Source organism: Streptomyces sp. NPDC058457 (assembly GCF_042720695.1).
Taxonomy (GTDB): Bacteria; Actinomycetota; Actinomycetes; order Streptomycetales; family Streptomycetaceae; genus Streptomyces.
The window spans coordinates 18,596-37,599 of record NZ_JBHXLU010000116.1 but is presented as its reverse complement, the minus strand read 5'-3'; the positions used below and the strand labels follow the sequence as shown (position 1 = coordinate 37,599).

Below are 19,004 nucleotides of genomic sequence, written 5' to 3'. Positions count from 1 at the left end.
CTGGCCCATGGGGCGAGCTTGAGCCGTGTGCATTGAAAGGTGCACGCACGGTTCTGAGGGGGCCGGGATGCAGTAATGCATCCCGGCTACCCGACTTGTACCCCGATGCCGCTCAGCAGGCCGCGCTGGCCAGGGCGTTCGGGTGCGCCCGCGTCGTGTTCAACGACGCGGTCCGCGCCCGTGAGGACGCCCGCAAGGCCGGACAGGCGTTCCCCACGGCGGGCGAGCTGTCCCGGAAGCTGATCACCGAGGCGAAGAAGACCGCCTCGCGGTGCTGGCTGGGAGAGGTGTCCGCGGTGGTGCTCCAGCAGTCCCTGCGGGACGCCGAGAGTGCGTACCGCAACTTCTTCGCCTCCCAGAGGGGAACCCGCAAGGGCCCGAAGCTGGGCTCGCCCCGCTTCAAGTCCCGCAAGGACGCTCGGCAGTCGATCCGGTTCACCGCCACCGACCAAGCGCGCATGCCCGCAACCGACCGCACCATCGGCATCGACCTCGGCCTCACCCTCCCCCAGACTCCGTCCGGGGGGACCCCCATCGCGGTCCTGTCCGACGGCACGAAGATCGACTCCCCGCGCTTCTTGCGCCGCGCGGAGAAGAAGCTGAAGAAGGCCCAGCGGGAGCTGGCCCGCAAGGAGAAGGGATCGAAGAATCGGGCCAAGGCCCGTTTGAAGGTCGCCCGCGCCCACGCCGAAGTCGCCGACGCGCGCCGTGAGTTCCACCACCAGCTCTCCACCAGGCTGATCTCCGAGAACCAAGGGATCGCCGTGGAGGATCTGTCGGTGAAGGCTCTGGCCCGCACGAAGCTGGCCAAGTCCGTGCACGACGCCGGATGGTCTTCGTTCATCGGCATGCTGGAGTACAAGGCAGAGCGTTACGGCCGTACCCTGGTCAGGATCGGCCGGTTCACACCGACCTCCCAGACCTGCTCCACGTGCGGCGCCGTGGACGGACTCAAACCCCTGCACGTGCGGGAGTGGACCTGTACCGCCTGCGGCACCGTCCACGACCGGGACCATAATGCCGCACTCAACGTCAAACAGGCCGCCGGACTGGCGGTATCGGCCTGCGGAGCGCTGGTAAGACCAGGAGTGATCCCGGCACAGCGTGAAGAAACAGGAAGCCATGGATTCCCGACCGGAAACCGTGCCGCGTAGCGGCACAGCGACCAGTCAAGGAAGGCCAGAATCCTCGCCCTTCAGAGCGAGGAGCATGTCAACCCGAGTGGAAGGACAAGGTGGCCACTCCGGCCCTCCAGGAGGACTACAGCGGGGCCATCGGCCTCGGCGAACTCCGGCACCGGTTGGAGAAGGGCGGCAATCTGGTGCTGGCCCGCTGTCAACGCTGAGTATCCGCACACGCGGAGCAGGGCCCGCTGGCTCCCCCGGAGACCAACGGACCCTGTGTCAGAGGGTGTTGCATGCGCGGTTCAGACGCGCAGCCGCTCGTCCTCGCCCCGCGCCGCCGGTGCGACCGCCTCCGGCGACTCGTCGTGCGTCAGGTCCGGCAGCCAGCGCAGCCAGCTCGGCAGGTACCAGTTGCGCTCGCCGAGCAGTGCCATCACCGCCGGGAGCAGCACGCCCCGGATGACCGTCGCGTCGATCAGGACCGCGGCCGCCAGGCCCACGCCCATCTGCTTCATGGACTGCATGGACAGCGTGCCGAAGATCGCGAACACGGCGACCATGATGACGGCGGCACTGGTGACGACTCCGGCCGTGGTGACCACCCCGTGCTGGATCGCGTCCTTGGTGGAGCGGCCGCGCAGCCGGGCCTCACGGATCCGGGAGACCACGAACACGTGGTAGTCCATGGACAGGCCGAACAGGATCACGAAGAGGAACAGCGGCAGCCAGGTGACGATCGCGCCGACACCCTCCGCGCCCACCAGCGAGGCGCCCCAGCCGTGCTGGAAGACGGCGACGAGGATGCCGTAGGCGGCGCCCACCGAGAGCAGGTTGAGCAGGATCGAGGTGATCGCGACCGTCAGCGAGCGGAACGACAGCAGCATCAGGAGGAAGGCGAAGACGACGACGAAGGCGAAGACCGGGACCACGGAGCCGAGCAGCTGGTCGTTGAAGTCCTGGTTGCCCGCGACGTTGCCGGTCACCGGCGCCTGCACGCCTTCGACCTTGCCGAGCGTGGCCGGCCGCACCTCGTCACGCAGCTTCTCCAGGCTCTTGCCGGCCTTGTCCAGGTCGGAGCCGCCGACCAGCGGCACGGAGATCAGGGCGACGTTCTGCGCGTCGTGCAGCTTGATGTCGATCGGGCCGCGCGAGGCGCCCGAGCTGATCGCCCGCTCCTTGAAGTCGGTCAGCGCCTGCCGTACCTCGGGTGCGTTGATGTCCTTCGCCTTGACGACCACCTCGGCCGGCTCCGAGCCGCCCGGGAAGGCCTGGTTGACGCGGTCGTAGGTCTGCACGATCGGCAGCGAGTTCCCGAACTCCTGGTCCAGGGTGAGCTGCGAGGTCTTCATGCCGAGGGCGGGAGCGGTGACCGCGAGCAGCGCGCCGACCGCGACGGCCACGGAGAGCAGCGGCTTGGCGAGCACGCCCCGCAGCACGGCCGTCCAGAAGCGGCTCTCGGAAGGTCCGTGGGCCCGCTGGCGGCGGCGCAGGAAGGGGAGGCGGCCCTTCTCCACGCGTGGGCCCAGCAGGGAGAGCAGCGCGGGCAGGACGGTCACGGAGCCGACCATGGCGACCGCGACGACCATCAGGGAGGCCAGGCCCATCGCCTCGAACTCGGCGAGGCCGGTGAAGAGCATGCCCGCCATCGCCACGCACACCGTGACACCGGAGACGATGATCGCCCGGCCGCTGGTGGCGGCGGCGATCCGGAGCGCGGCGCCCGCGTCCCGGCCGGCCTCCCGCTCCTCGCGCTCCCGGCGCAGGTAGAAGAGGCAGTAGTCGACGCCGACCGCCATGCCGACCAGCAGCATCACGGAGTTGGCGGTGTCGCTCATCGGCTGCAGATGGCTGACCAGGCCCATCAGGCCCATCGTCGCCACGATCGCGGTGATCGCGAGACCGACCGGGAGCAGGGCCGCCACCAGCGCGCCGAAGGCGATGAGCAGGATACCGAAGGCCACCGGCACGGCGGAGTACTCGGCCCGCTGGAAGTCCTTGCCGAAGGCGTCGTCGTACTGCTTGTTCATGCTGGCGCCGCCGATCTCCTCGATCCGCAGCGTGCCGTTCGCCTTCTGCACCCCGGCCACCGCGTCAAGGACCGGTTCGACCCGGTCGCCTGCGGTCTCGGAGTCGCCGCGCATGTCGAACTGGACCAGCGCGCTGCGGCCGTCCTTCGAGATCGTCCCGGTGGTGTAGGGCGAGGTGACGTCCGTGACCTTGCCGGTGCCGTCGACGGCCTTCATGACGTCCGCGACGGCGGCCCTGAACCCGGCGTCCGTGGCCTTGACCGACGGGTCCTTCGACTGGATCAGGACCGTCTCGCTCGCCGGTTCCTTGATGCCCGCGTCGTCGATGATCTTCGCTGCGGTGTGGGTCTCGCCCTTCAGCTGGTCGCTCTCGTCGACGTCGACCCGGCCGGCCGCCGAGCCGAGGCCCATCGCCAGGACGACGAACAGCACCCATATGCCGACGGCGGCCCAGCGGTGCCGGGCGCTCCAGCCGCCGGCCCGGGCGGCCAGCCCCCGCACCCGCGTCTCTCCGTTCCCCTTGACGGGATCCATGACGGAAATGCCCCCTCGTGTGCGGTGACGGCCCCGGCCGCCACGATGTCTTCACGACTTCCTTCGTTCGATTCGAAGGTATGGGCCCGATAAGACCGACTCCTCGTGCTGCCCGGTGAAGTACGGCGGCCGCCTCTCGTCGCCTGGGAGGATGTCGGTCCCTTACATCTATCCACCCATCTCGGGGGTGATGATCAGGGGTGTCCCTTCCGACGACGTGGATCCTCTTTGTGATTGCGAAACCTTGTTGAACAAGTCACAGGTGCGTGTAGGAGTTGCTCCGGGCCGGTCCGATCGGCCAGAGTTTCGGGCAACCCGGTTGCCCGGCACGGCCGTCGTGCCCACCCCCACGGGGCACGACGGCCGTTCTAAGGTGTTCGAATGACGACGTATGCGGCGCTGCTGCGCGGGATCAACGTGGGCGGCAACAAGAAGCTTCCGATGGCCGAACTGCGCGCACTGATGACCGGCCTGGGGTACGACTCCGTCCAGACCTATCTGCAGAGCGGGCAGGCCGCCTTCACCGCCGGCCACGGGGACGCCGAGTCCCTCGCGGCGGAGCTGGCCAAGGCGATCGAGGAGCGGTTCGGCTTCTCCGTCGACGTGCTCGTGCGCGACCACGCCTACCTGAAGGCGGTCGTCGAGGCCTGCCCGTTCCCGGCCGCCGAGCTGGCGGCCAAGCAGCTCCACGTCACCTACCTCTCCGGGCCGGTGGCCCCGGAGCGCTACGCGGACATCGACCCGGCCGCCCACCTCCCCGAGGAGTTCCGGCTGGGCGACCGTGCGCTGTACCTCTACGCCCCGGACGGCCTCGGCCGCTCCAAGCTCGCCGAGGCGCTGGCCCGGCCCCGGATCCACAAGGGGCTGATCGCCACGACCCGGAACTGGAACACCGTCGTCAAGCTGGTGGAGCTCACAGCCGGGGAGGCGTGACCCCCAGACCCTGCCCCAGTGGCAGGTTCAACGCCTGTGCGAGGCTCGTCCCATGCGCTACATCATCATCGGAGCAGGGGCCGTCGGCGGTGCGATCGGCGGGCGGCTGGCCGGCGCGGGGCACGAGGTCGTCCTGGTGGCACGGGGCGCGCACCACGCGGCGCTGCGGGACGGCGGACTGCGGCTGAAGGTGCCGGACGGCGAGTACACGTACCGGCTGCAGGCCGTCACCGGGCCCGGGGAACTGGGCGAGCTGCGGGCCGACGACGTACTCGTCCTCGCCGTCAAGACACAGGACACCGTGAGCGCCCTGGGGAGCTGGGGGCCGGCGCCGGTCGCGGGCGGCGGTACGGCGGCGGAGCTGCTGCCCCTGTTCTGCGCCCAGAACGGCGTGGAGGGTCAGCGGCTCGCCCTGCGCGTCTTCCGGCACGTCTACGGCGTCTGCGTCTGGCTGCCGTCGACCTTCGTCGAACCGGGCGTCGTCTCCGCCGGCGGCGCCCCGCTCACCGGCATCCTGCACCTGGGCCGCCATCCGCACGGCACTGACGGGACCGCCCGGCTGGTCGCCGCCGACCTGGAGAAGTCGCACTTCGAGGCGCCGGTCGTGCCCGACGTGGCGCGCTGGCAGTACGCCAAGCTGCTGTCCAACCTGGGCAACGCGCTGGAGGCAGTCGCCGGTCCCCTCGCCGACGACGCTGCCATGACCCTGTTCCGGCGGGTGCGGGCCGAGGGCGCGACCGTGCTCGACGCCGCCGGGATTGCGTACGCGAGCGTCGAGGAGCAGAAGGCGGTACGCGGCCACAAGGTGGACCTGGTTCCGCTGGCCGGCGCCCCGCGCGGTGGCGGCTCCTCCTGGCAGTCCCTCAGCCGCGGCACCGGCACCATCGAGGCCGACTACCTCAACGGCGAGATCGCCCTGCTGGGCCGCCTGCACGGCGTGCCGACCCCGCTCAACGACCTGCTCCAGCAACTGGCCAACGGGTTCGCACGCGAGCGCCGGGCGCCCGGCGCGATGCCCGTCGGGGAACTGGCCCGGCTGGCCGACGAGGCCGCCGTCACCGCTGCCGACTGATCAACTGCCCCACAGGGGCAACTCGTTGGGGACCTGAACCGGCAAAGCCCCTGGTGTGACACGTTTGCCGGACGCGACGCAGAAGTAAGTGCCGGCCACGGCGCAGTGCTTGCGAGAGCCGGCCCCGGGCCGGCTGTTCGCGGTCCGACGGACAGGGGAGCGCCGGACCGCGAACACCGAACCGTCGCTCAGGCCCCCACGGCCGCCAGGGCCGGGGTACGCGCCGCGTCGTAGCGCTCCAGCAGTACCCGCGCGACCTCGGGCGCCGGGCCGAGCACCTCGGCCAGCACGTCCGCCTCCGCCGCGCCCCGCGCGATCCGGTCGGGCAGGAAGCCGGGGGCGAGGACGTACGGGGCCACGGCCACCCGGGCACAGCCCAGTTCCCGCAGTTCCCGTACCGCTTCCTCGGTGCGGGGCAGGGCGGCGGAGGCGAACGCGGGCCGCACGGCGCACCAGCCGGTGTGCCGCCACTCCCGCGCGATGTCCGCGATCACCGCGATCGCCTCCGGGTCGCTGGACCCCGCCGAGGCCAGCACGACCCCGGTCGAGGCCTTGTCGGCGGGGGTCAGCCCCGCCTCGTACAGCCGCCGTTCGAGGGCCGACAGGAGCAGCGGGGACGGGCCCAGTACCTCGGCCTGGCGGATCCGCAGCTGCGGCGGCGCATCCCGCAGCACGGCCGGGATGTCCGCCTTCGCGTGGAACGCACGGGTGAGCAGCAGCGGGAGGGCCACGACGTCGCGCACGCCCTCCGCCGCCAGCGACTCCAGCACCCCGTGCACGGACGGGATGTTGAAGTCCAGGAAGCCGGTCTCCACGCGCAGCCCCGGCCGCAGCGACCGCACCCGCCGCACGAGGGCGTGGACGGTCGCCGCATGCCGTGGATCACGGCTGCCGTGGGCGATGACGAGGAGAACCGGCTTCGTACGCATGGACCTCAGCTCTTCACCAGCAGACCGCGGCTGCGCAGCACCCACCGCTCCAGCGGGCTGAAGATCAGCAGGTCGATCGCGATGCCGACGAACAGGATCAGGATGATGGCCTCGAACACCATCGCCATGTCGCTGGCGGTGCGCGCGTTCTCCAGGAGCTGGCCGAGGCCCACGCCGAGGTCGGGGAAGCTCGCGATGATCTCCGCCGCCATCAGCGAGCGCCAGGAGAACGCCCAGCCCTGCTTCAGACCCGCCACATAGCCGGGCATGGCGGCCGGCAGCACGACGTGCCAGATGCCCTTGACGCCGGTCGCGCCCATGGTGCGCCCGGCCCGCAGGAACAGCGGCGGCACCTGGTCGACGCCGGACACCAGTCCGTTGGCGATGGAGGGGACCGCGCCGAGCAGGATCACGGCGTACATCATCGAGTTGTTCAGGCCCAGCCAGATCACGGCCGGCGGCACCCACGCCACCGACGGCAGCGACTGGAGGCCGGACAGGATCGGGCCGATCGCCGCGCGCACGAACTTCACCCGCGCCACCACCAGACCCAGCGGGGTGCCGATGACGAGCGCGAACAGGAAGCCGAGCAGGCCACGGCTGACGCTGGTCCAGATGTAGCCGAGCAGGTCGCCCTTGAGCCAGGCGTCCTTGAACGTGTCGCCCACCGCGGCCGGCGACGGAAGCTTGGACGGGTCGTCGACGACCGGGACGAGGAGCGTCCAGACCACGAGGACCACGGCGAGCGCGATGATCGGCGGCAGGATCTTGCCGGTGAAGGTCTGGCGGAGGGTCGGGCGGCTGGTGGCCGTCGTCTCCAGGGCGTCGAGGCCGGCCTCGACACTTCCGGCGTCCTTGGCCGGCGTCGTCTCAGTGCTGGCCATGACGGCGGATCTCCCCACGCAGTACATCGGTGATCTCAAGGGACAGTTCGGCCACGGGCGCGTCCTCGATACGGCGCGGCTGCGGTATCCCGACCTCCCACTCGCGGGCTATCCGGCCCGGCCGGGACGACAGCAGGATCACCCGCTGGGCGAGCCGCACCGCCTCGCGCACGTTGTGCGTGACGAACAGGACGGAGAGGCCGGTCTCCTCCCAGATCCGGGTCAGCTCGTCGTGCAGGACGTCGCGCGTGATGGCGTCCAGGGCCGAGAACGGCTCGTCCATCAGCAGCAGTCTGCTTTCCTGGGCGAGCGCGCGGGCCAGGGCGGCCCGCTGGCGCATACCGCCGGACAGCTCGTGGACGCGCTTGTCGTACGCGCCCTTCAGCCGGACCAGTTCGAGCAGCTGCTCGGCCTTGGCACGGCGGTCGTTCTTGGCAACGCCCCTGAGCTTCAGTGCGAGTTCGATGTTCTTGCCCGCGGTCAGCCACGGGAAGAGGGCGTGCTCCTGGAACATCAGGGCGGGTCGCCCGTCCGTCGCGATGGAGCCCGCGGTGGGGCGGTCGAGCCCCGCCACCAGGTTCAGCAGCGTGGACTTGCCGCAGCCCGAGGCCCCCAGGAGGGTGACGAACTCACCCGGCGCGACATCGAGGGTGATGTCGTCCAGGACGAGCTGCTGCCCGCCCGGAGTCGCGAAGGACTTCGAGACATGCTCAAGGCGTGCCGCGTACTCGACCGACTCGTCGGCCTTGGCGAGTGTCGTGGTCGTGGCCATGGTCGTCACCTCCTGGGATCTCGTCGGGACCGGCGTCAGCTGCTGCCGAGACCGGCGGCGTCGACCGTGCTCTGGCCGTCGGCCTTCAGCACCTTGTTGAGGATCGTCAGGTCGTAGATGTTCTTGAGCAGCGGGTCGGTGAGCAGACCGGCCTTGACGGCGTGCTGGGCCTCGGTGTTGAGGGTGGAGGCCAGCGGGTCGTCGGTGAACTTGATGGACGACCAGGCCGAGTTCAGGACGTCGTCGGGCAGCGCCTTGCCGGAGTCGACCGCCAGCTGCTTGTTCGCCGAGGCCTTCGCCGCGTCCGGGTTGGCGTTGATCCACTTGTTGGTCTCGACCGAGCCCTTGAGGACCGCCTCGACGACCTTCGGGTGCGCCTTCAGGAACTTCTGCGACACGATGATGTTCGTGATCACGAACTTCTTGTCGGGCCACAGCGTGGACTCGTCGAGCAGCACCTTGCCGCCCTCGGCGACCAGCTTGGACGCGGTCGGCTCCGGCACCCAGGCGCCGTCGACGGAACCGGCCTTGAAGGCGTCCGGGGTGATCTTGTTGTCGGTGCGGACGACCGTGACGTCACCCTTGCCGCTCTGCGCGTCGACCTTCCAGCCCTGGTCGGCGACCCAGTTGAGGAACGCCACGTCCTGCGTGTTGCCCAGCTGAGGCGTGGCGATCTTCTTGCCCTTGACGTCCGCCAGCGACTTGATCTTCTTCGGGTTGACGACCAGCTTGACGCCGCCGGACGCCGAACCGCCGATGATCTTCAGGTCGGTGCCGTTGGACTTGGTGTAGCCGTTGATCGACGGGGAGGGGCCGATCCAGCCGATGTCGATCGAGCCCGAGTTGAGCGCCTCGATCTCGGACGGGCCGGCGTTGAAGACGGCGTACTTGGCCTTGGTGGCGCCGAGCTCCTTCTGGAAGAAGCCCTTCTGGTTGCCGACCAGCGCGGTCGCGTGGGTCAGGTTGCCGAAGTAGCCGATCTTGACGGTGTCGAGGCCCTCGATCTTCTTGGCCCCGGCGGCGACCTTGGTGGTGTCGCTCTTGTCGGAGTCCGACCCGTACCCGCAGGCGGCGAGCGTGAGCAAGGGGAGCGCGGCGAGCGCGGCTATGCCGCGGCGCAGGAGCTTGGAGCGGTTGGCAGGCACGGGAGGCTTTCCTCTCGTTGGCCCGGCGGTCACGGTCTTTCAGGTCGTGGCCGGGAGGTCGGCAGGTCTTCGTCGCATCCGGGACGTCGGGTGGGGGGCCGGGGCGCGCAGGCAGTGCGCGTACGTCAGCACGCACATCGCGCCACCCCGCCCTGCCCGCTCCCGAGGTCGCCGCTGCCGACGCGGCCGCCCTCCTTCGCGAACGTCGAGTAGACGTCGGTCATCGTCATGTCAGAAGTCCCAGCCGTCGTCTTCGGACTCGTCCTTGACCGGCTCGGGGGAGGCGAACGACTCGCCGACCATGCCCGCGGTGAGCGTGGTGCCGTCGGCGGGGTCGATCAGGATGAACGAGCCGGTGCGGCGCGAGTCGGCGTAGGAGTCGACCGGCAGCGGCTCGGCGGTACGGATCTTCACCCGGCCGATGTCGTTGGCGACGAGCTGTCCCGGGTGCGGGTGCAGGGACAGGTCGTCGAGCGTGAGGCGGGACGGGATGTCCTTGACGACCGCCTTCACCGTGCGGGTGCCGTGCTTGAGGAGCACCCGGTGCCCGACGGCCAGCGGCTGGTCGGCCACGTGGCAGACGGTCGCCTCGACGTCCTGGGTGGTCGCCGGTGCGTCCTTCGTCGGCACGATGAGGTCGCCGCGCGAGACGTCGATGTCGTCCGTGAGCAGGACGGTCACCGACTGGGTGGTCCACGCCGTGTCGACCGGCTTGCCGAGCAGGTCGATGCCGGAGATCGTCGTGGTACGACCGGACGGCAGGACCGTGACCGGCTCGCCGACATGGAAGGTGCCGGCCGCGATCTGGCCTGCGTAGCCCCGGTAGTCCGGGTGCTCGGCGGTCTGCGGGCGGATCACGTACTGCACGGGCAGGCGCGCGTGGCAGTGGCTCAGGTCGTGGGCGACCGGGACGGTCTCCAGGTGCTCCAGGACGGTGGGGCCGCCGTACCAGTCCATGTTCGCGGACGGTTCCACGACGTTGTCGCCGACGAGCGCGGAGATCGGGATCGCGGTGACCTCGGGGACGCCCAGCTCGGTCGCGTACGCCGTGAACTCCTCGGCGATCCCGGCGAAGATCGCCTCCTGGTAGCCGACCAGGTCCATCTTGTTGACGGCGAGGACGACGTGCGGGACGCGCAGCAGGGCGGCGATCGCGGCGTGCCGGCGGGTCTGCTCGACGACCCCGTTGCGGGCGTCGACCAGGACCACGGTCAGCTCGGCGGTGGAGGCGCCGGTGACCATGTTGCGGGTGTACTGCACATGGCCGGGCGTGTCGGCCAGGATGAACCGGCGCTTCGGGGTGGCGAAGTAGCGGTACGCCACGTCGATGGTGATGCCCTGCTCGCGCTCGGCGCGCAGGCCGTCGGTGAGGAGGGCGAGGTCGGGAGCGTCCTGGCCGCGGCTGGCGGAGGCGCGCTCGACGGCCTCCAGCTGGTCGGTGAGGACCGACTTGGAGTCGTGCAGCAGCCGTCCGACGAGGGTGGACTTGCCGTCGTCGACGGAGCCGGCGGTGGCGAACCGCAGCAGGGTCGTCTCGGCGAGGCCGAGTTCCGTGGTGCTGGTGCTCATGCTTAGAAGTACCCCTCGCGCTTGCGGTCTTCCATCGCGGCCTCGGAGAGCTTGTCGTCGGCCCGGGTGGCGCCGCGCTCGGTGAGCCGGGAGGCGGCGATCTCGGCGATCACGGCGTCCAGCGTGTCGGCGTCGGAGTCGACGGCGCCGGTGCAGGACATGTCGCCGACGGTCCGGTAGCGCACCTGGCGCTTCTCGACCGTCTCGGCGTCCTTCGGGCCGCCCCACTCACCGGCTGTCAGCCACATCCCGTCCCGCTGGAACACCTCGCGCTCGTGCGCGAAGTAGATCTGCGGCAGCTCGATGCCCTCGCGGGCGATGTACTGCCAGACGTCCAGCTCGGTCCAGTTGGACAGCGGGAACACGCGGACGTGCTCGCCGGGGGCGTGGCGGCCGTTGTAGAGGTTCCACAGCTCGGGGCGCTGGCGGCGCGGGTCCCACTGGGAGAACTCGTCGCGCAGGGAGAACACGCGTTCCTTCGCCCGCGCCTTCTCCTCGTCGCGGCGGCCGCCGCCGAAGACCGCGTCGAACTTCTCGCCCTGGATCTTCTCCGTCAGCGGCAGCGTCTGCAGCGGGTTGCGGACGCCGTCCGGACGCTCCTTGAGCACACCGCGGTCGATGTAGTCCTGTACGGAGGCCACGTGCAGGCGCAGTCCGTGCTGCTCGACCGTGCGGTCCCGGTAGCCGAGGACCTCGGGGAAGTTGTGTCCGGTGTCCACGTGCAGCAGCGAGAAGGGGATCGCCGCGGGGGCGAACGCCTTGAGCGCGAGGTGCAGCATGACGATGGAGTCCTTGCCGCCGGAGAACAGGATCACCGGCCGTTCGAACTCGCCCGCCACCTCGCGGAAGATGTGGACCGCCTCGGACTCCAGCGCGTCCAGGTGGGACAGGGCGTACGGGGTGCCCGTGCCCTCCCCGTGAGCCGCCACGGTCGTCGTCATGCCAGTCCCTTCCCGCTCAGCAGGGCGTGCACGGACGCCGCGGACTCCTGGACGCTCTGGTGCTGCGACTCGATCCGCAGATCGGGCGTCTCGGGCTCCTCGTACGGGTCGTCGACACCGGTCAGCCCGGTCAGCTCACCCGCGGCCTGCTTGGCGTACAGACCCTTCACATCGCGTACGGAGCACACCTCGACCGGGGTCGCCACGTGCACCTCGACGTACGCGGTGCCGTTCTCGTCGTGGCGCTTGCGTACCGCGTCGCGGCTGTCCGCGTACGGGGCGATCACCGGGACCAGCGCCTTGACGCCGTTACGGGCCAGCAGCTCGGCGACGAAGCCGATGCGCTGCACGTTGGTGTGCCGGTCCTCGCGGCTGAAGCCGAGGCCCGCCGAGACGAACTCGCGGATCTCGTCGCCGTCGAGCACCTCGACGAGGTGGCCCTCCTCGCGCAGCCGGGCGGCCAGCTCGTACGCGATGGTGGTCTTGCCGGCACTCGGCAGACCCGTGAGCCAGACGGTGGCTCCGGTCGTCACGTTGTTCTCCTGGTTCGTCGAAAGCCCGATGGTCGTCATCCGTGCAGTCCGCACTCGGTCTTGGCCCGCCCCGCCCAGCGGCCGGCGCGCGCGTCCTCGCCCTCCAGCACCCGGCGGGTGCAGGGCGCGCAGCCGACGGACGCGTAGCCGTCCATCAGCAGCGGGTTGGTCAGGACGCCGTGTTCCGCGACGTAGTCGTCCACGTCGTCCTGGGTCCAGCGGGCGATCGGGGAGATCTTGACCTTCTGCCGCTTCTCGTCCCAGCCGACGACCGGGGTGTTCGCCCGGGTCGGGGACTCGTCACGGCGCAGCCCGGTCGCCCAGGCCGCGTACTTCGTCAGACCCCGTTCCAGGGGCTGCACCTTGCGGAGCTTGCAGCACAGGTCGGGGTCGCGGTCGTGCAGCCTGGGGCCGTACTCGGCGTCCTGCTCGGCGACGGTCTGGCGCGGGGTGAGGGTGATGACGTTGACGTCCATCACGGCCTCGACCGCGTCCCGGGTGCCGATGGTCTCCGGGAAGTGGTAGCCGGTGTCGAGGAAGACGACGTCGACGCCCTTCTGGACGCGGGACGCCAGATGGGCCACCACCGCGTCCTCCATGGAGGAGGTCACGCAGAAGCCCTTGCCGAAGGTGTCCACCGCCCACTGGAGGATCTCCAGGGCGGAGGCATCTTCGAGGTCGCGGCCCGCCTGCTCGGCCAGCGCCTTCAGTTCGTCGGTCGTACGGTCTTCCTGAGCCGTGGTCATATCTGTTCCCCTCCAGCTTCGGAGTGCTTCAGCCCCCGGGCGAGCAGCCCGAGGAACTTCAGCTGGAATGCGCGGTTGCAGGCCGCGCATTCCCAGGCGCCGTGGCCCTGCTCGTTCGGACGCAGGTCCTCGTCGCCGCAGTAGGGGCAGTAGAAGGGGGCGGCCCGCTCGCTCATGAGAGGGCCTCCTCACTGGCGCGGGACGCCCAGGCGGCGAACCGCTCGCCGTCCGCGCGCTCCGCCTGGAAGCGCCTGAGCACCCGCTCGACGTAGTCCGGCAGCTCCTCCGAGGTCACCTTGAGACCGCGGACCTTGCGGCCGAAACCGGCCTCCAGACCGAGCGCACCGCCCAGGTGCACCTGGAAGCCCTCGACCTGCTCGCCCGCGTCGTTCAGGACCAGCTGGCCCTTGAGACCGATGTCCGCGACCTGGATACGGGCGCAGGCGTTCGGGCAGCCGTTGATGTTGATGGTGAGCGGCTCGTCGAACTCGGGCAGCCGGCGCTCCAGCTCGTCGATGAGGGTGGAGCCGCGCTGCTTGGTCTCGACGATCGCGAGCTTGCAGTACTCGATGCCGGTGCAGGCCATGGTGCCGCGCCGGAACGAGGACGGCCGGGCGGTGAGGTCCAGCGCCTCCAGGGCCTCGACCAGCGACTCGACCTGGTCCTCCGTGACATCGAGGACGATCATCTTCTGCTCTACGGTGGTCCGCACCCGGCCCGAGCCGTGCGCCTCGGCGAGGTCCGCGATCTTCGCCAGGGTGGCGCCGTCCACCCGGCCGACGCGCGGGGCGAACCCGACGTAGAAGTTGCCGTCCTGCTGCCGGTGCACACCGACGTGGTCCCGCCAGCGCGACACGGGCTCGGCGGGGGCCGGGCCGTCGACGAGCGCGCGCTTGAGGTACTCGTCCTCCAGGATCTGGCGGAACTTCTCCGCACCCCAGTCGGCGACCAGGAACTTCAGCCGGGCGCGGGTGCGCAGCCGCCGGTAGCCGTAGTCCCGGAAGATACCGATCACGCCGGCCCACACGTCCGGGACCTCGTCCAGCGGCACCCAGGCGCCGAGCCGGACGCCGATCTTCGGGTTGGTGGACAGGCCGCCGCCCACCCACAGGTCGAAGCCGGGGCCGTGCTCGGGGTGCTCCACGCCGACGAACGCGATGTCGTTGATCTCGTGCACCACGTCCAGCAGCGGCGAGCCCGAGATCGCGGACTTGAACTTGCGCGGCAGGTTGGAGAACTCCTTGCTGCCGATGTACCGCTTGTTGATCTCGTCGATCGCCCAGGAGCCGTCGATGATCTCGTCCTCGGCGATGCCGGCGACCGGCGAGCCGATGACGACCCGCGGGGTGTCGCCGCACGCCTCGGTGGTGGACAGACCGACCGCTTCGAGGCGGTTCCAGATCTCGGGAACGTCCTCGATGCGGATCCAGTGCAGCTGGATGTTCTGCCGGTCGGTGACGTCCGCGCTGCCTCGGGCGAACTCCTGCGAGATCTCGCCGATCACCCGCAGCTGCTGCGTGGTCAGCCGGCCGCCGTCGATGCGCACCCGCAGCATGAAGTACTTGTCGTCCAGCTCCTCCGGCTCCAGGATGGCGGTCTTGCCGCCGTCGATGCCGGGCTTGCGCTGCGTGTACAGGCCCCACCAGCGCATACGTCCGCGCAGGTCGTTGGGGTCGATCGAGTCGAAGCCGCGCTTGGAGTAGATCGTCTCAATGCGTGTCCGCACATTGAGACCGTCGTCGTCCTTCTTGAACTGCTCGTTGCCGTTGAGCGGGGTGAAGTGCCCCATAGCCCACTGACCCTCGCCGCGGTGACGGCTCACCTTGCGGCGGGGCGCGGACGCGGCAGGGTTCTGCGGGGTGGCGGCCATGGCGATATACGTCCTTCAGACAGCGGGGAAGCGGCTCTGACCTGCGCCTGCGGGCGCACGAGGGGCATGTCTGCGCGGCACTGCGCAAGGGAGGTCTGGACAGGAAAGCGCGGCGGTGCTGTGCTCTCAGCCCGCCGGACAGATGGCGCTGGACATGCGGCCGAGGTCGACGTGCCGCCGACTCACCAAGGCAATTCCAGTTCCAGACATGACGGAAGCGTGTCACGCGGATCTCCGGCCAGTCCACCATTGTCCGCGATTCGGACGAATCTATTCTGAATAGTGAGACGGAGTGTTGTGGGTCACGCCCCGTTCCGCGCGGTGGTGTGCGCCCCGGGCCACGGACCGGGCGCCGAGACGTCCGGTTCCTCCTCGCTCTTCGTGTCGAAGAGCCGGAACCCCCGCCGCTGATAGTTCGCCATCGCGTGCTCGCCGTCCAGACTGCAGGTGTGCACCCACACCCGCTTCGTCGGCGGCCGCCCGTCCCACCGCTCCGCCAGGTCCCAGGCCCGCGCGACACCGTACGACAGCAGGTGGCCGCCGATCCGCCGGCCCCGGAACGCCGGCATCAGACCGAAGTAGGCGATCTCCACGACCCCGTCGTCCTGCGGGTCGAGCTCGACGTAGCCCGCCGGGGTGCCCCGGTCGTATGCCACCCAGGTCTCCACGCCCGGCCGCTCCAGGCACTGCTGCCAGCGGGCGTAGCTCCAGCCCAGCCGGTCGGTCCAGCGGATGTCGCCGCCGACCGAGGCGTACAGGAAACGGCTGAACTCGGGGGAGGGGACCTCGGAGCGGACGATCCCGACCGTGTCGCCGTCCGGGACGGCGGCGGGCAGGAGGTCGGCCGGGGAGGTCTGCTCCAGGGACCAGGTGGTGACGACGATGCTGCTCATGGGGCCAGGCAATCATCCCGGCCCCGGACATGTCGACAGCTGCCGCCGGAGCGACGCGCCCGCGGCTGCCGGCCCACCGACGGCTGCCGGCCCACCGACGCGCCTGCGGCTGCCGGCCCACCGACGCGCCGGCGGTGTTATCCGAGCGACGCGTCGATCGAGCGCAGCGGGACCGAGAACAGCATGCGGTTCGTGACCGACCACACCTCGCCCGTGTCCGGCGCGTAGGAGAGCGAGCCGGTGTCCTCGCCCCAGCAGCGGTGCGAGGCGTCCGAGCCGCAGCCGGCCGCGTGGGCACCCTTGGAGTCCTGCCGCCACAGACTGCCGTGCCCGTCCATGGCGCCGGGCAGATGACCCACGTACCACTCGGAGTCCGTCGCGCCAGGCGGCCGGTACGACAGGACGCCCCGGATCTCCGAGGCCCCGGTCCGGTAGGCCTCGACCGCGTCCGCCCGGCCGAAGGCGTCCGTGGTCAGCAGTCCGTCACGCTTCGGGCTCTCGTCGAACGCGTACCGCCACAGCCGGGCGTGCTGATCGCTGTCGGCGGGCGTCCACTCGCCGAGGACCAGGCTGTCCGGGGCCGTCCCCCGGTCCACGGAGAGCGCGCTCGGACAGGGCGCGCCGGTCCGTGAGCAGGCTCCGGCGGTGTAGCGGTACGAGCCCACGGCGGGCATCACGTACCGGAAACCGTCGGCCGACCAGCCGCCGGACACCCGGCCGACCGCGTCGGTCAGCACCGAGGTCCGCTGGATGCGGTTGAGGTCGTAGACGTAGAGCGCGTCGGCACTGCCCTGGACGGTGGTGACCAGGAGCTTGTCCTCGTACCAGGCCATGCCGGAGATCTGCGAGGTCAGGCCCCGGTAGGTGCTGCCGTCGGCGCTGGGCACGGTCAGCAGGACCCAGGAGTAGGAGGGGTGGGCGGGGTCGTTCGCGTTGATCACCGCGACCCTGGCCAGGCCCCGGGAGGCGGCGGGGCCGGTGGACGTGCTGTGCGTCCAGCCGGCCAGGACGACCCGGTTGGCGCCCCACAGGCCGTCGTCGTCCGCCTCCGAGGAGGTGGTCACCGAGGCCGGCCGCCAGTCGTCGGTGAGGGTGTCGGTGGGGTCCCAGCAGTACGCCTCGGTGGCGGCCGGGGTGACCGGCAGCGAGTCCCGGTCGTCGGAGTCGCAGTCGGCCGCCTCACGCAGGGTGTGGTCGGCCTCGGCCAGCACGTCGGCGACCCCGACCGTGCCGCCCATCGCGGAGGCGAGCCGGTCCAGCGAGCGGCGCGGTACGAGGTGTTCCTGGAGCTGCAGCGGGGCGGTGTCGGTGGTGGAGGTCAGTGGCTTCAGCGCGCCGGGGTCCTCGGCGACCGTGGCCTGCGAGGCGCTGACGATCGTAGCCGCCGCGGTGAGCGCCAGCGCGGTCCCGGCCAGGGCGGCGCGCAGCGCCGCACCCCGTCTGCGCCGTCGGTGTCTGCCGCGTTGCTTCATGTGTCCTCCCGAGGCGGGCCAACTGCGCCTGATGGTCCGAGCGTTGACCAAGGAGCAGGTGGGGAGGCCCGTACCGGGATGCTACGGCAGTCGGCGGCGCCGTACCTCGAAGACCCCGCAAATATGCGGAAGATACCTCCCCCGATGCCTCGGATGCGTTAAATAACTCCGGGGGCGGGGACAGTCATCCGGTCCGGGGGCCCGGCGTCCGGCCCGCCGCCACGGCCGGGGCGGTCGAGTACGGCAGCAGGTCGCGCGGGTCGTCGGGGAGCAGCACCTCGATCTCGGCGTCGTCGCGGAAGCGGTACGGCCGGTGTTCGAGAAGGGCCCCGAGATACCGCCGGATCCTGGACATCTCCGCGCGCACGGTCACGGTCCGCGAGGCGTCCCCGAAGACGTCCTCGGCCAGCCCGGCCGCGCTGCGCCCGGCGCGCCGCACCGCCAGCAGGTACAGCAACTCGGCGTGCCGGGGACTGAGTTCACGGGACCACGAGCCCGCGCCGCCGCCGACCGTCATGGAGGGCCGGCGCGGCCGGGCCAGGTCGAGCACGAGCCGGCCCCCGCCCACCGGCGCCGGCTCGTCCACCGCCCGCAGCAGCCAGCCCCCGGCCAGCGGCTCCACCGCGCACAGCCCGAGCGCGGGCAGCCACCGGCGCCCCGGCGACAGCGACTTGGGCAGCGCGAGCCGCCGTGGATACGGCATGCCGGTGACCGCCGCGGTCCAGCCGTCGGTGTCCACCACCAGTGCCCGCCCGCCCAGCCGGGCCAGTACCGGCGCCGCGACCGCCCGCAGCCGCTCCAGCCCGTCCAGGTGCAGTTCCCGCAGCCGGGCCTCGGCGAGCTTCGCCACCGAGTTCACCCAGGCCAGGGTCGCCGGGTGCATGGTCTCCAGCGGGCCGCTGACGTCCACCACACCGAGCAGGCTGCCGTCCCGCGGGTCCGTGATCGGGGCGCCGGAACACGTCCAGGAGACGTGCGAGCGGACGAAGTGCTCGGCGGCGAACACCTGCACGGGCCTGCGCACCACCGCCGGGGTGCCGACCCCGTTGGTCCCGACGACGTCTTCGCGCCAGTCGGCCCCGAGTTCGAAGCCCAGCCCGTCCGCCTTGCGCAGCACCGGCGACGAACCCTCCCGCCACAGCACCCGGCCGTCGGCATCCGCCACCACCATGATGTGCTGGGCGACGTCCGCGACCGAAAGCAGTCCCTCGCGCAGGACCGGCAGCACGTCCTTGAGCGGTGACTCCTCGCGTCTGCGCCGGACTTCGTCGGTGGACAGCAGCCCCGAACGGAAGTCGTGGTCGGGGTCGACGCCGCTGCGCAGCATCCGCCCCCAGGACTGTTCGATCACCGGCCGGGGCGCCACCCGCCCACGCTGTCCGGCGAGTCTGGCCTCGCGCACCTCGTTCAGTACCCGCGCCGCCTGCGCCGCGTCCTTCGCGGCGAGTCGCGCCACGTCCATCGGCGGGTTCCCCACTGAGGTCCTCCCGGATACGCCTCGAAAAAGGCATCGATGAGTCGCTGTCAAGCCGTCCGGGCGGCGGTTTCCGGTCCGACTGC

18 protein-coding genes are annotated in these 19,004 nt (G+C 70.7%); 3 read left to right on the top strand and 15 right to left on the bottom strand.

Annotation, left to right across the window (positions count from 1 at the left end; all coding sequences use genetic code 11):
• Positions 1-95: 95 nt before the first annotated feature.
• Positions 96-1,154, top strand: a complete 1,059-nt coding sequence (locus tag ACFWPS_RS48145; protein ID WP_383719116.1) for an RNA-guided endonuclease InsQ/TnpB family protein — start codon at positions 96-98, stop codon at positions 1,152-1,154.
• A gap of 272 nt (positions 1,155-1,426) precedes the next feature.
• Here the strand turns inward: ACFWPS_RS48145 and ACFWPS_RS48140 are convergent, their stop codons facing one another.
• The gene (locus ACFWPS_RS48140) at positions 1,427-3,685 is read right to left on the bottom strand and encodes an MMPL family transporter (protein ID WP_383719113.1); all 2,259 of its coding nucleotides are present in this window, start codon (positions 3,683-3,685) and stop codon (positions 1,427-1,429) included.
• Positions 3,686-4,066: 381 nt separating this feature from the next.
• Between ACFWPS_RS48140 and ACFWPS_RS48135 the strand changes: the two genes are divergently transcribed.
• Positions 4,067-4,618 carry a DUF1697 domain-containing protein gene (locus tag ACFWPS_RS48135; protein ID WP_383719111.1) on the top strand — a complete coding sequence of 184 codons (552 nt, stop codon included), beginning with the start codon at positions 4,067-4,069 and terminating at the stop codon, positions 4,616-4,618.
• 52 nt (positions 4,619-4,670) lie between these two features.
• On the top strand, positions 4,671-5,690 hold the full coding sequence (locus tag ACFWPS_RS48130; protein ID WP_383719108.1) for a ketopantoate reductase family protein: 1,020 nt from the start codon (positions 4,671-4,673) through the stop codon (positions 5,688-5,690).
• Between the two features lie 188 nt (positions 5,691-5,878).
• Here ACFWPS_RS48130 and ACFWPS_RS48125 read toward each other — a convergent pair whose 3' ends face one another.
• The 14 genes from ACFWPS_RS48125 to ACFWPS_RS48060 form a co-directional block, all read right to left on the bottom strand.
• Positions 5,879-6,619, bottom strand: a complete 741-nt coding sequence (locus ACFWPS_RS48125; protein WP_383719106.1) for a sirohydrochlorin chelatase — start codon at positions 6,617-6,619, stop codon at positions 5,879-5,881.
• 5 nt (positions 6,620-6,624) lie between these two features.
• Entirely contained in the window at positions 6,625-7,503 is an 879-nt protein-coding gene (locus ACFWPS_RS48120) for an ABC transporter permease (RefSeq protein ID WP_383719103.1), read from the bottom strand.
• A complete protein-coding gene (locus tag ACFWPS_RS48115) occupies positions 7,490-8,275 on the bottom strand; it encodes an ABC transporter ATP-binding protein (protein ID WP_383719101.1) in 786 nt (261 codons plus the stop codon). The genes ACFWPS_RS48120 and ACFWPS_RS48115 overlap by 14 nt, the downstream gene beginning before the upstream one ends.
• Before the next feature lie 35 nt (positions 8,276-8,310).
• Positions 8,311-9,420, bottom strand: a complete 1,110-nt coding sequence (locus ACFWPS_RS48110) for an aliphatic sulfonate ABC transporter substrate-binding protein (protein ID WP_383719098.1) — start codon at positions 9,418-9,420, stop codon at positions 8,311-8,313.
• 231 nt (positions 9,421-9,651) lie between these two features.
• Entirely contained in the window at positions 9,652-10,989 is a 1,338-nt protein-coding gene (locus tag ACFWPS_RS48105; protein ID WP_383719095.1) for a sulfate adenylyltransferase subunit 1, read from the bottom strand.
• 2 nt (positions 10,990-10,991) lie between these two features.
• Positions 10,992-11,930, bottom strand: coding sequence for a sulfate adenylyltransferase subunit CysD (gene cysD / locus ACFWPS_RS48100; RefSeq protein WP_383719092.1), 939 nt, complete (start codon positions 11,928-11,930; stop codon positions 10,992-10,994).
• Positions 11,927-12,502, bottom strand: a complete 576-nt coding sequence (gene cysC, locus ACFWPS_RS48095; RefSeq protein WP_383719089.1) for an adenylyl-sulfate kinase — start codon at positions 12,500-12,502, stop codon at positions 11,927-11,929. Before cysC ends, cysD begins: the two co-directional genes overlap by 4 nt.
• A complete protein-coding gene (locus tag ACFWPS_RS48090; RefSeq protein ID WP_383719087.1) occupies positions 12,499-13,209 on the bottom strand; it encodes a phosphoadenylyl-sulfate reductase in 711 nt (236 codons plus the stop codon). The genes cysC and ACFWPS_RS48090 overlap by 4 nt, the downstream gene beginning before the upstream one ends.
• The gene (locus ACFWPS_RS48085) at positions 13,206-13,385 is read right to left on the bottom strand and encodes a hypothetical protein (RefSeq protein WP_217546992.1); all 180 of its coding nucleotides are present in this window, start codon (positions 13,383-13,385) and stop codon (positions 13,206-13,208) included. The genes ACFWPS_RS48090 and ACFWPS_RS48085 overlap by 4 nt, the downstream gene beginning before the upstream one ends.
• Positions 13,382-15,079 (bottom strand): nitrite/sulfite reductase, encoded by a 1,698-nt coding sequence (locus tag ACFWPS_RS48080; RefSeq protein WP_383719084.1) that lies wholly within the window; start codon positions 15,077-15,079, stop codon positions 13,382-13,384. Before ACFWPS_RS48080 ends, ACFWPS_RS48085 begins: the two co-directional genes overlap by 4 nt.
• 126 nt (positions 15,080-15,205) lie before the next feature.
• A complete protein-coding gene (locus tag ACFWPS_RS48075) occupies positions 15,206-15,289 on the bottom strand; it encodes a putative leader peptide (protein WP_309500612.1) in 84 nt (27 codons plus the stop codon).
• Between the two features lie 92 nt (positions 15,290-15,381).
• Positions 15,382-15,972: a GNAT family N-acetyltransferase gene (locus tag ACFWPS_RS48070; protein WP_383719081.1), complete on the bottom strand. Its 591-nt coding sequence runs from the start codon at positions 15,970-15,972 to the stop codon at positions 15,382-15,384.
• A gap of 137 nt (positions 15,973-16,109) precedes the next feature.
• On the bottom strand, positions 16,110-17,444 hold the full coding sequence (locus ACFWPS_RS48065; protein ID WP_383719078.1) for a hypothetical protein: 1,335 nt from the start codon (positions 17,442-17,444) through the stop codon (positions 16,110-16,112).
• Between the two features lie 184 nt (positions 17,445-17,628).
• Positions 17,629-18,906 (bottom strand): GAF domain-containing protein, encoded by a 1,278-nt coding sequence (locus ACFWPS_RS48060; protein WP_383719076.1) that lies wholly within the window; start codon positions 18,904-18,906, stop codon positions 17,629-17,631.
• Positions 18,907-19,004: the final 98 nt, after the last annotated feature.

Excerpts from the sequence above, each read along its gene's own strand:
- ACFWPS_RS48140 (WP_383719113.1), bottom strand. The coding sequence starts at position 3,685 with ATGGATCCCGTCAAGGGGAACGGAGAGACGCGGGTGCGGGGGCTGGCC.
- ACFWPS_RS48135 (WP_383719111.1), top strand. The coding sequence starts at position 4,067 with ATGACGACGTATGCGGCGCTGCTGCGCGGGATCAACGTGGGCGGCAAC.
- ACFWPS_RS48130 (WP_383719108.1), top strand. The coding sequence starts at position 4,671 with ATGCGCTACATCATCATCGGAGCAGGGGCCGTCGGCGGTGCGATCGGC.
- ACFWPS_RS48125 (WP_383719106.1), bottom strand. The coding sequence starts at position 6,619 with ATGCGTACGAAGCCGGTTCTCCTCGTCATCGCCCACGGCAGCCGTGAT.
- ACFWPS_RS48120 (WP_383719103.1), bottom strand. The coding sequence starts at position 7,503 with ATGGCCAGCACTGAGACGACGCCGGCCAAGGACGCCGGAAGTGTCGAG.
- ACFWPS_RS48115 (WP_383719101.1), bottom strand. The coding sequence starts at position 8,275 with ATGGCCACGACCACGACACTCGCCAAGGCCGACGAGTCGGTCGAGTAC.
- ACFWPS_RS48105 (WP_383719095.1), bottom strand. The coding sequence starts at position 10,989 with ATGAGCACCAGCACCACGGAACTCGGCCTCGCCGAGACGACCCTGCTG.
- cysD (WP_383719092.1), bottom strand. The coding sequence starts at position 11,930 with ATGACGACGACCGTGGCGGCTCACGGGGAGGGCACGGGCACCCCGTAC.
- cysC (WP_383719089.1), bottom strand. The coding sequence starts at position 12,502 with ATGACGACCATCGGGCTTTCGACGAACCAGGAGAACAACGTGACGACC.
- ACFWPS_RS48090 (WP_383719087.1), bottom strand. The coding sequence starts at position 13,209 with ATGACCACGGCTCAGGAAGACCGTACGACCGACGAACTGAAGGCGCTG.
- ACFWPS_RS48085 (WP_217546992.1), bottom strand. The coding sequence starts at position 13,385 with ATGAGCGAGCGGGCCGCCCCCTTCTACTGCCCCTACTGCGGCGACGAG.
- ACFWPS_RS48080 (WP_383719084.1), bottom strand. The coding sequence starts at position 15,079 with ATGGCCGCCACCCCGCAGAACCCTGCCGCGTCCGCGCCCCGCCGCAAG.
- ACFWPS_RS48075 (WP_309500612.1), bottom strand. The coding sequence starts at position 15,289 with ATGTCTGGAACTGGAATTGCCTTGGTGAGTCGGCGGCACGTCGACCTC.
- ACFWPS_RS48070 (WP_383719081.1), bottom strand. The coding sequence starts at position 15,972 with ATGAGCAGCATCGTCGTCACCACCTGGTCCCTGGAGCAGACCTCCCCG.
- ACFWPS_RS48065 (WP_383719078.1), bottom strand. The coding sequence starts at position 17,444 with ATGAAGCAACGCGGCAGACACCGACGGCGCAGACGGGGTGCGGCGCTG.
- ACFWPS_RS48060 (WP_383719076.1), bottom strand. The coding sequence starts at position 18,906 with ATGGACGTGGCGCGACTCGCCGCGAAGGACGCGGCGCAGGCGGCGCGG.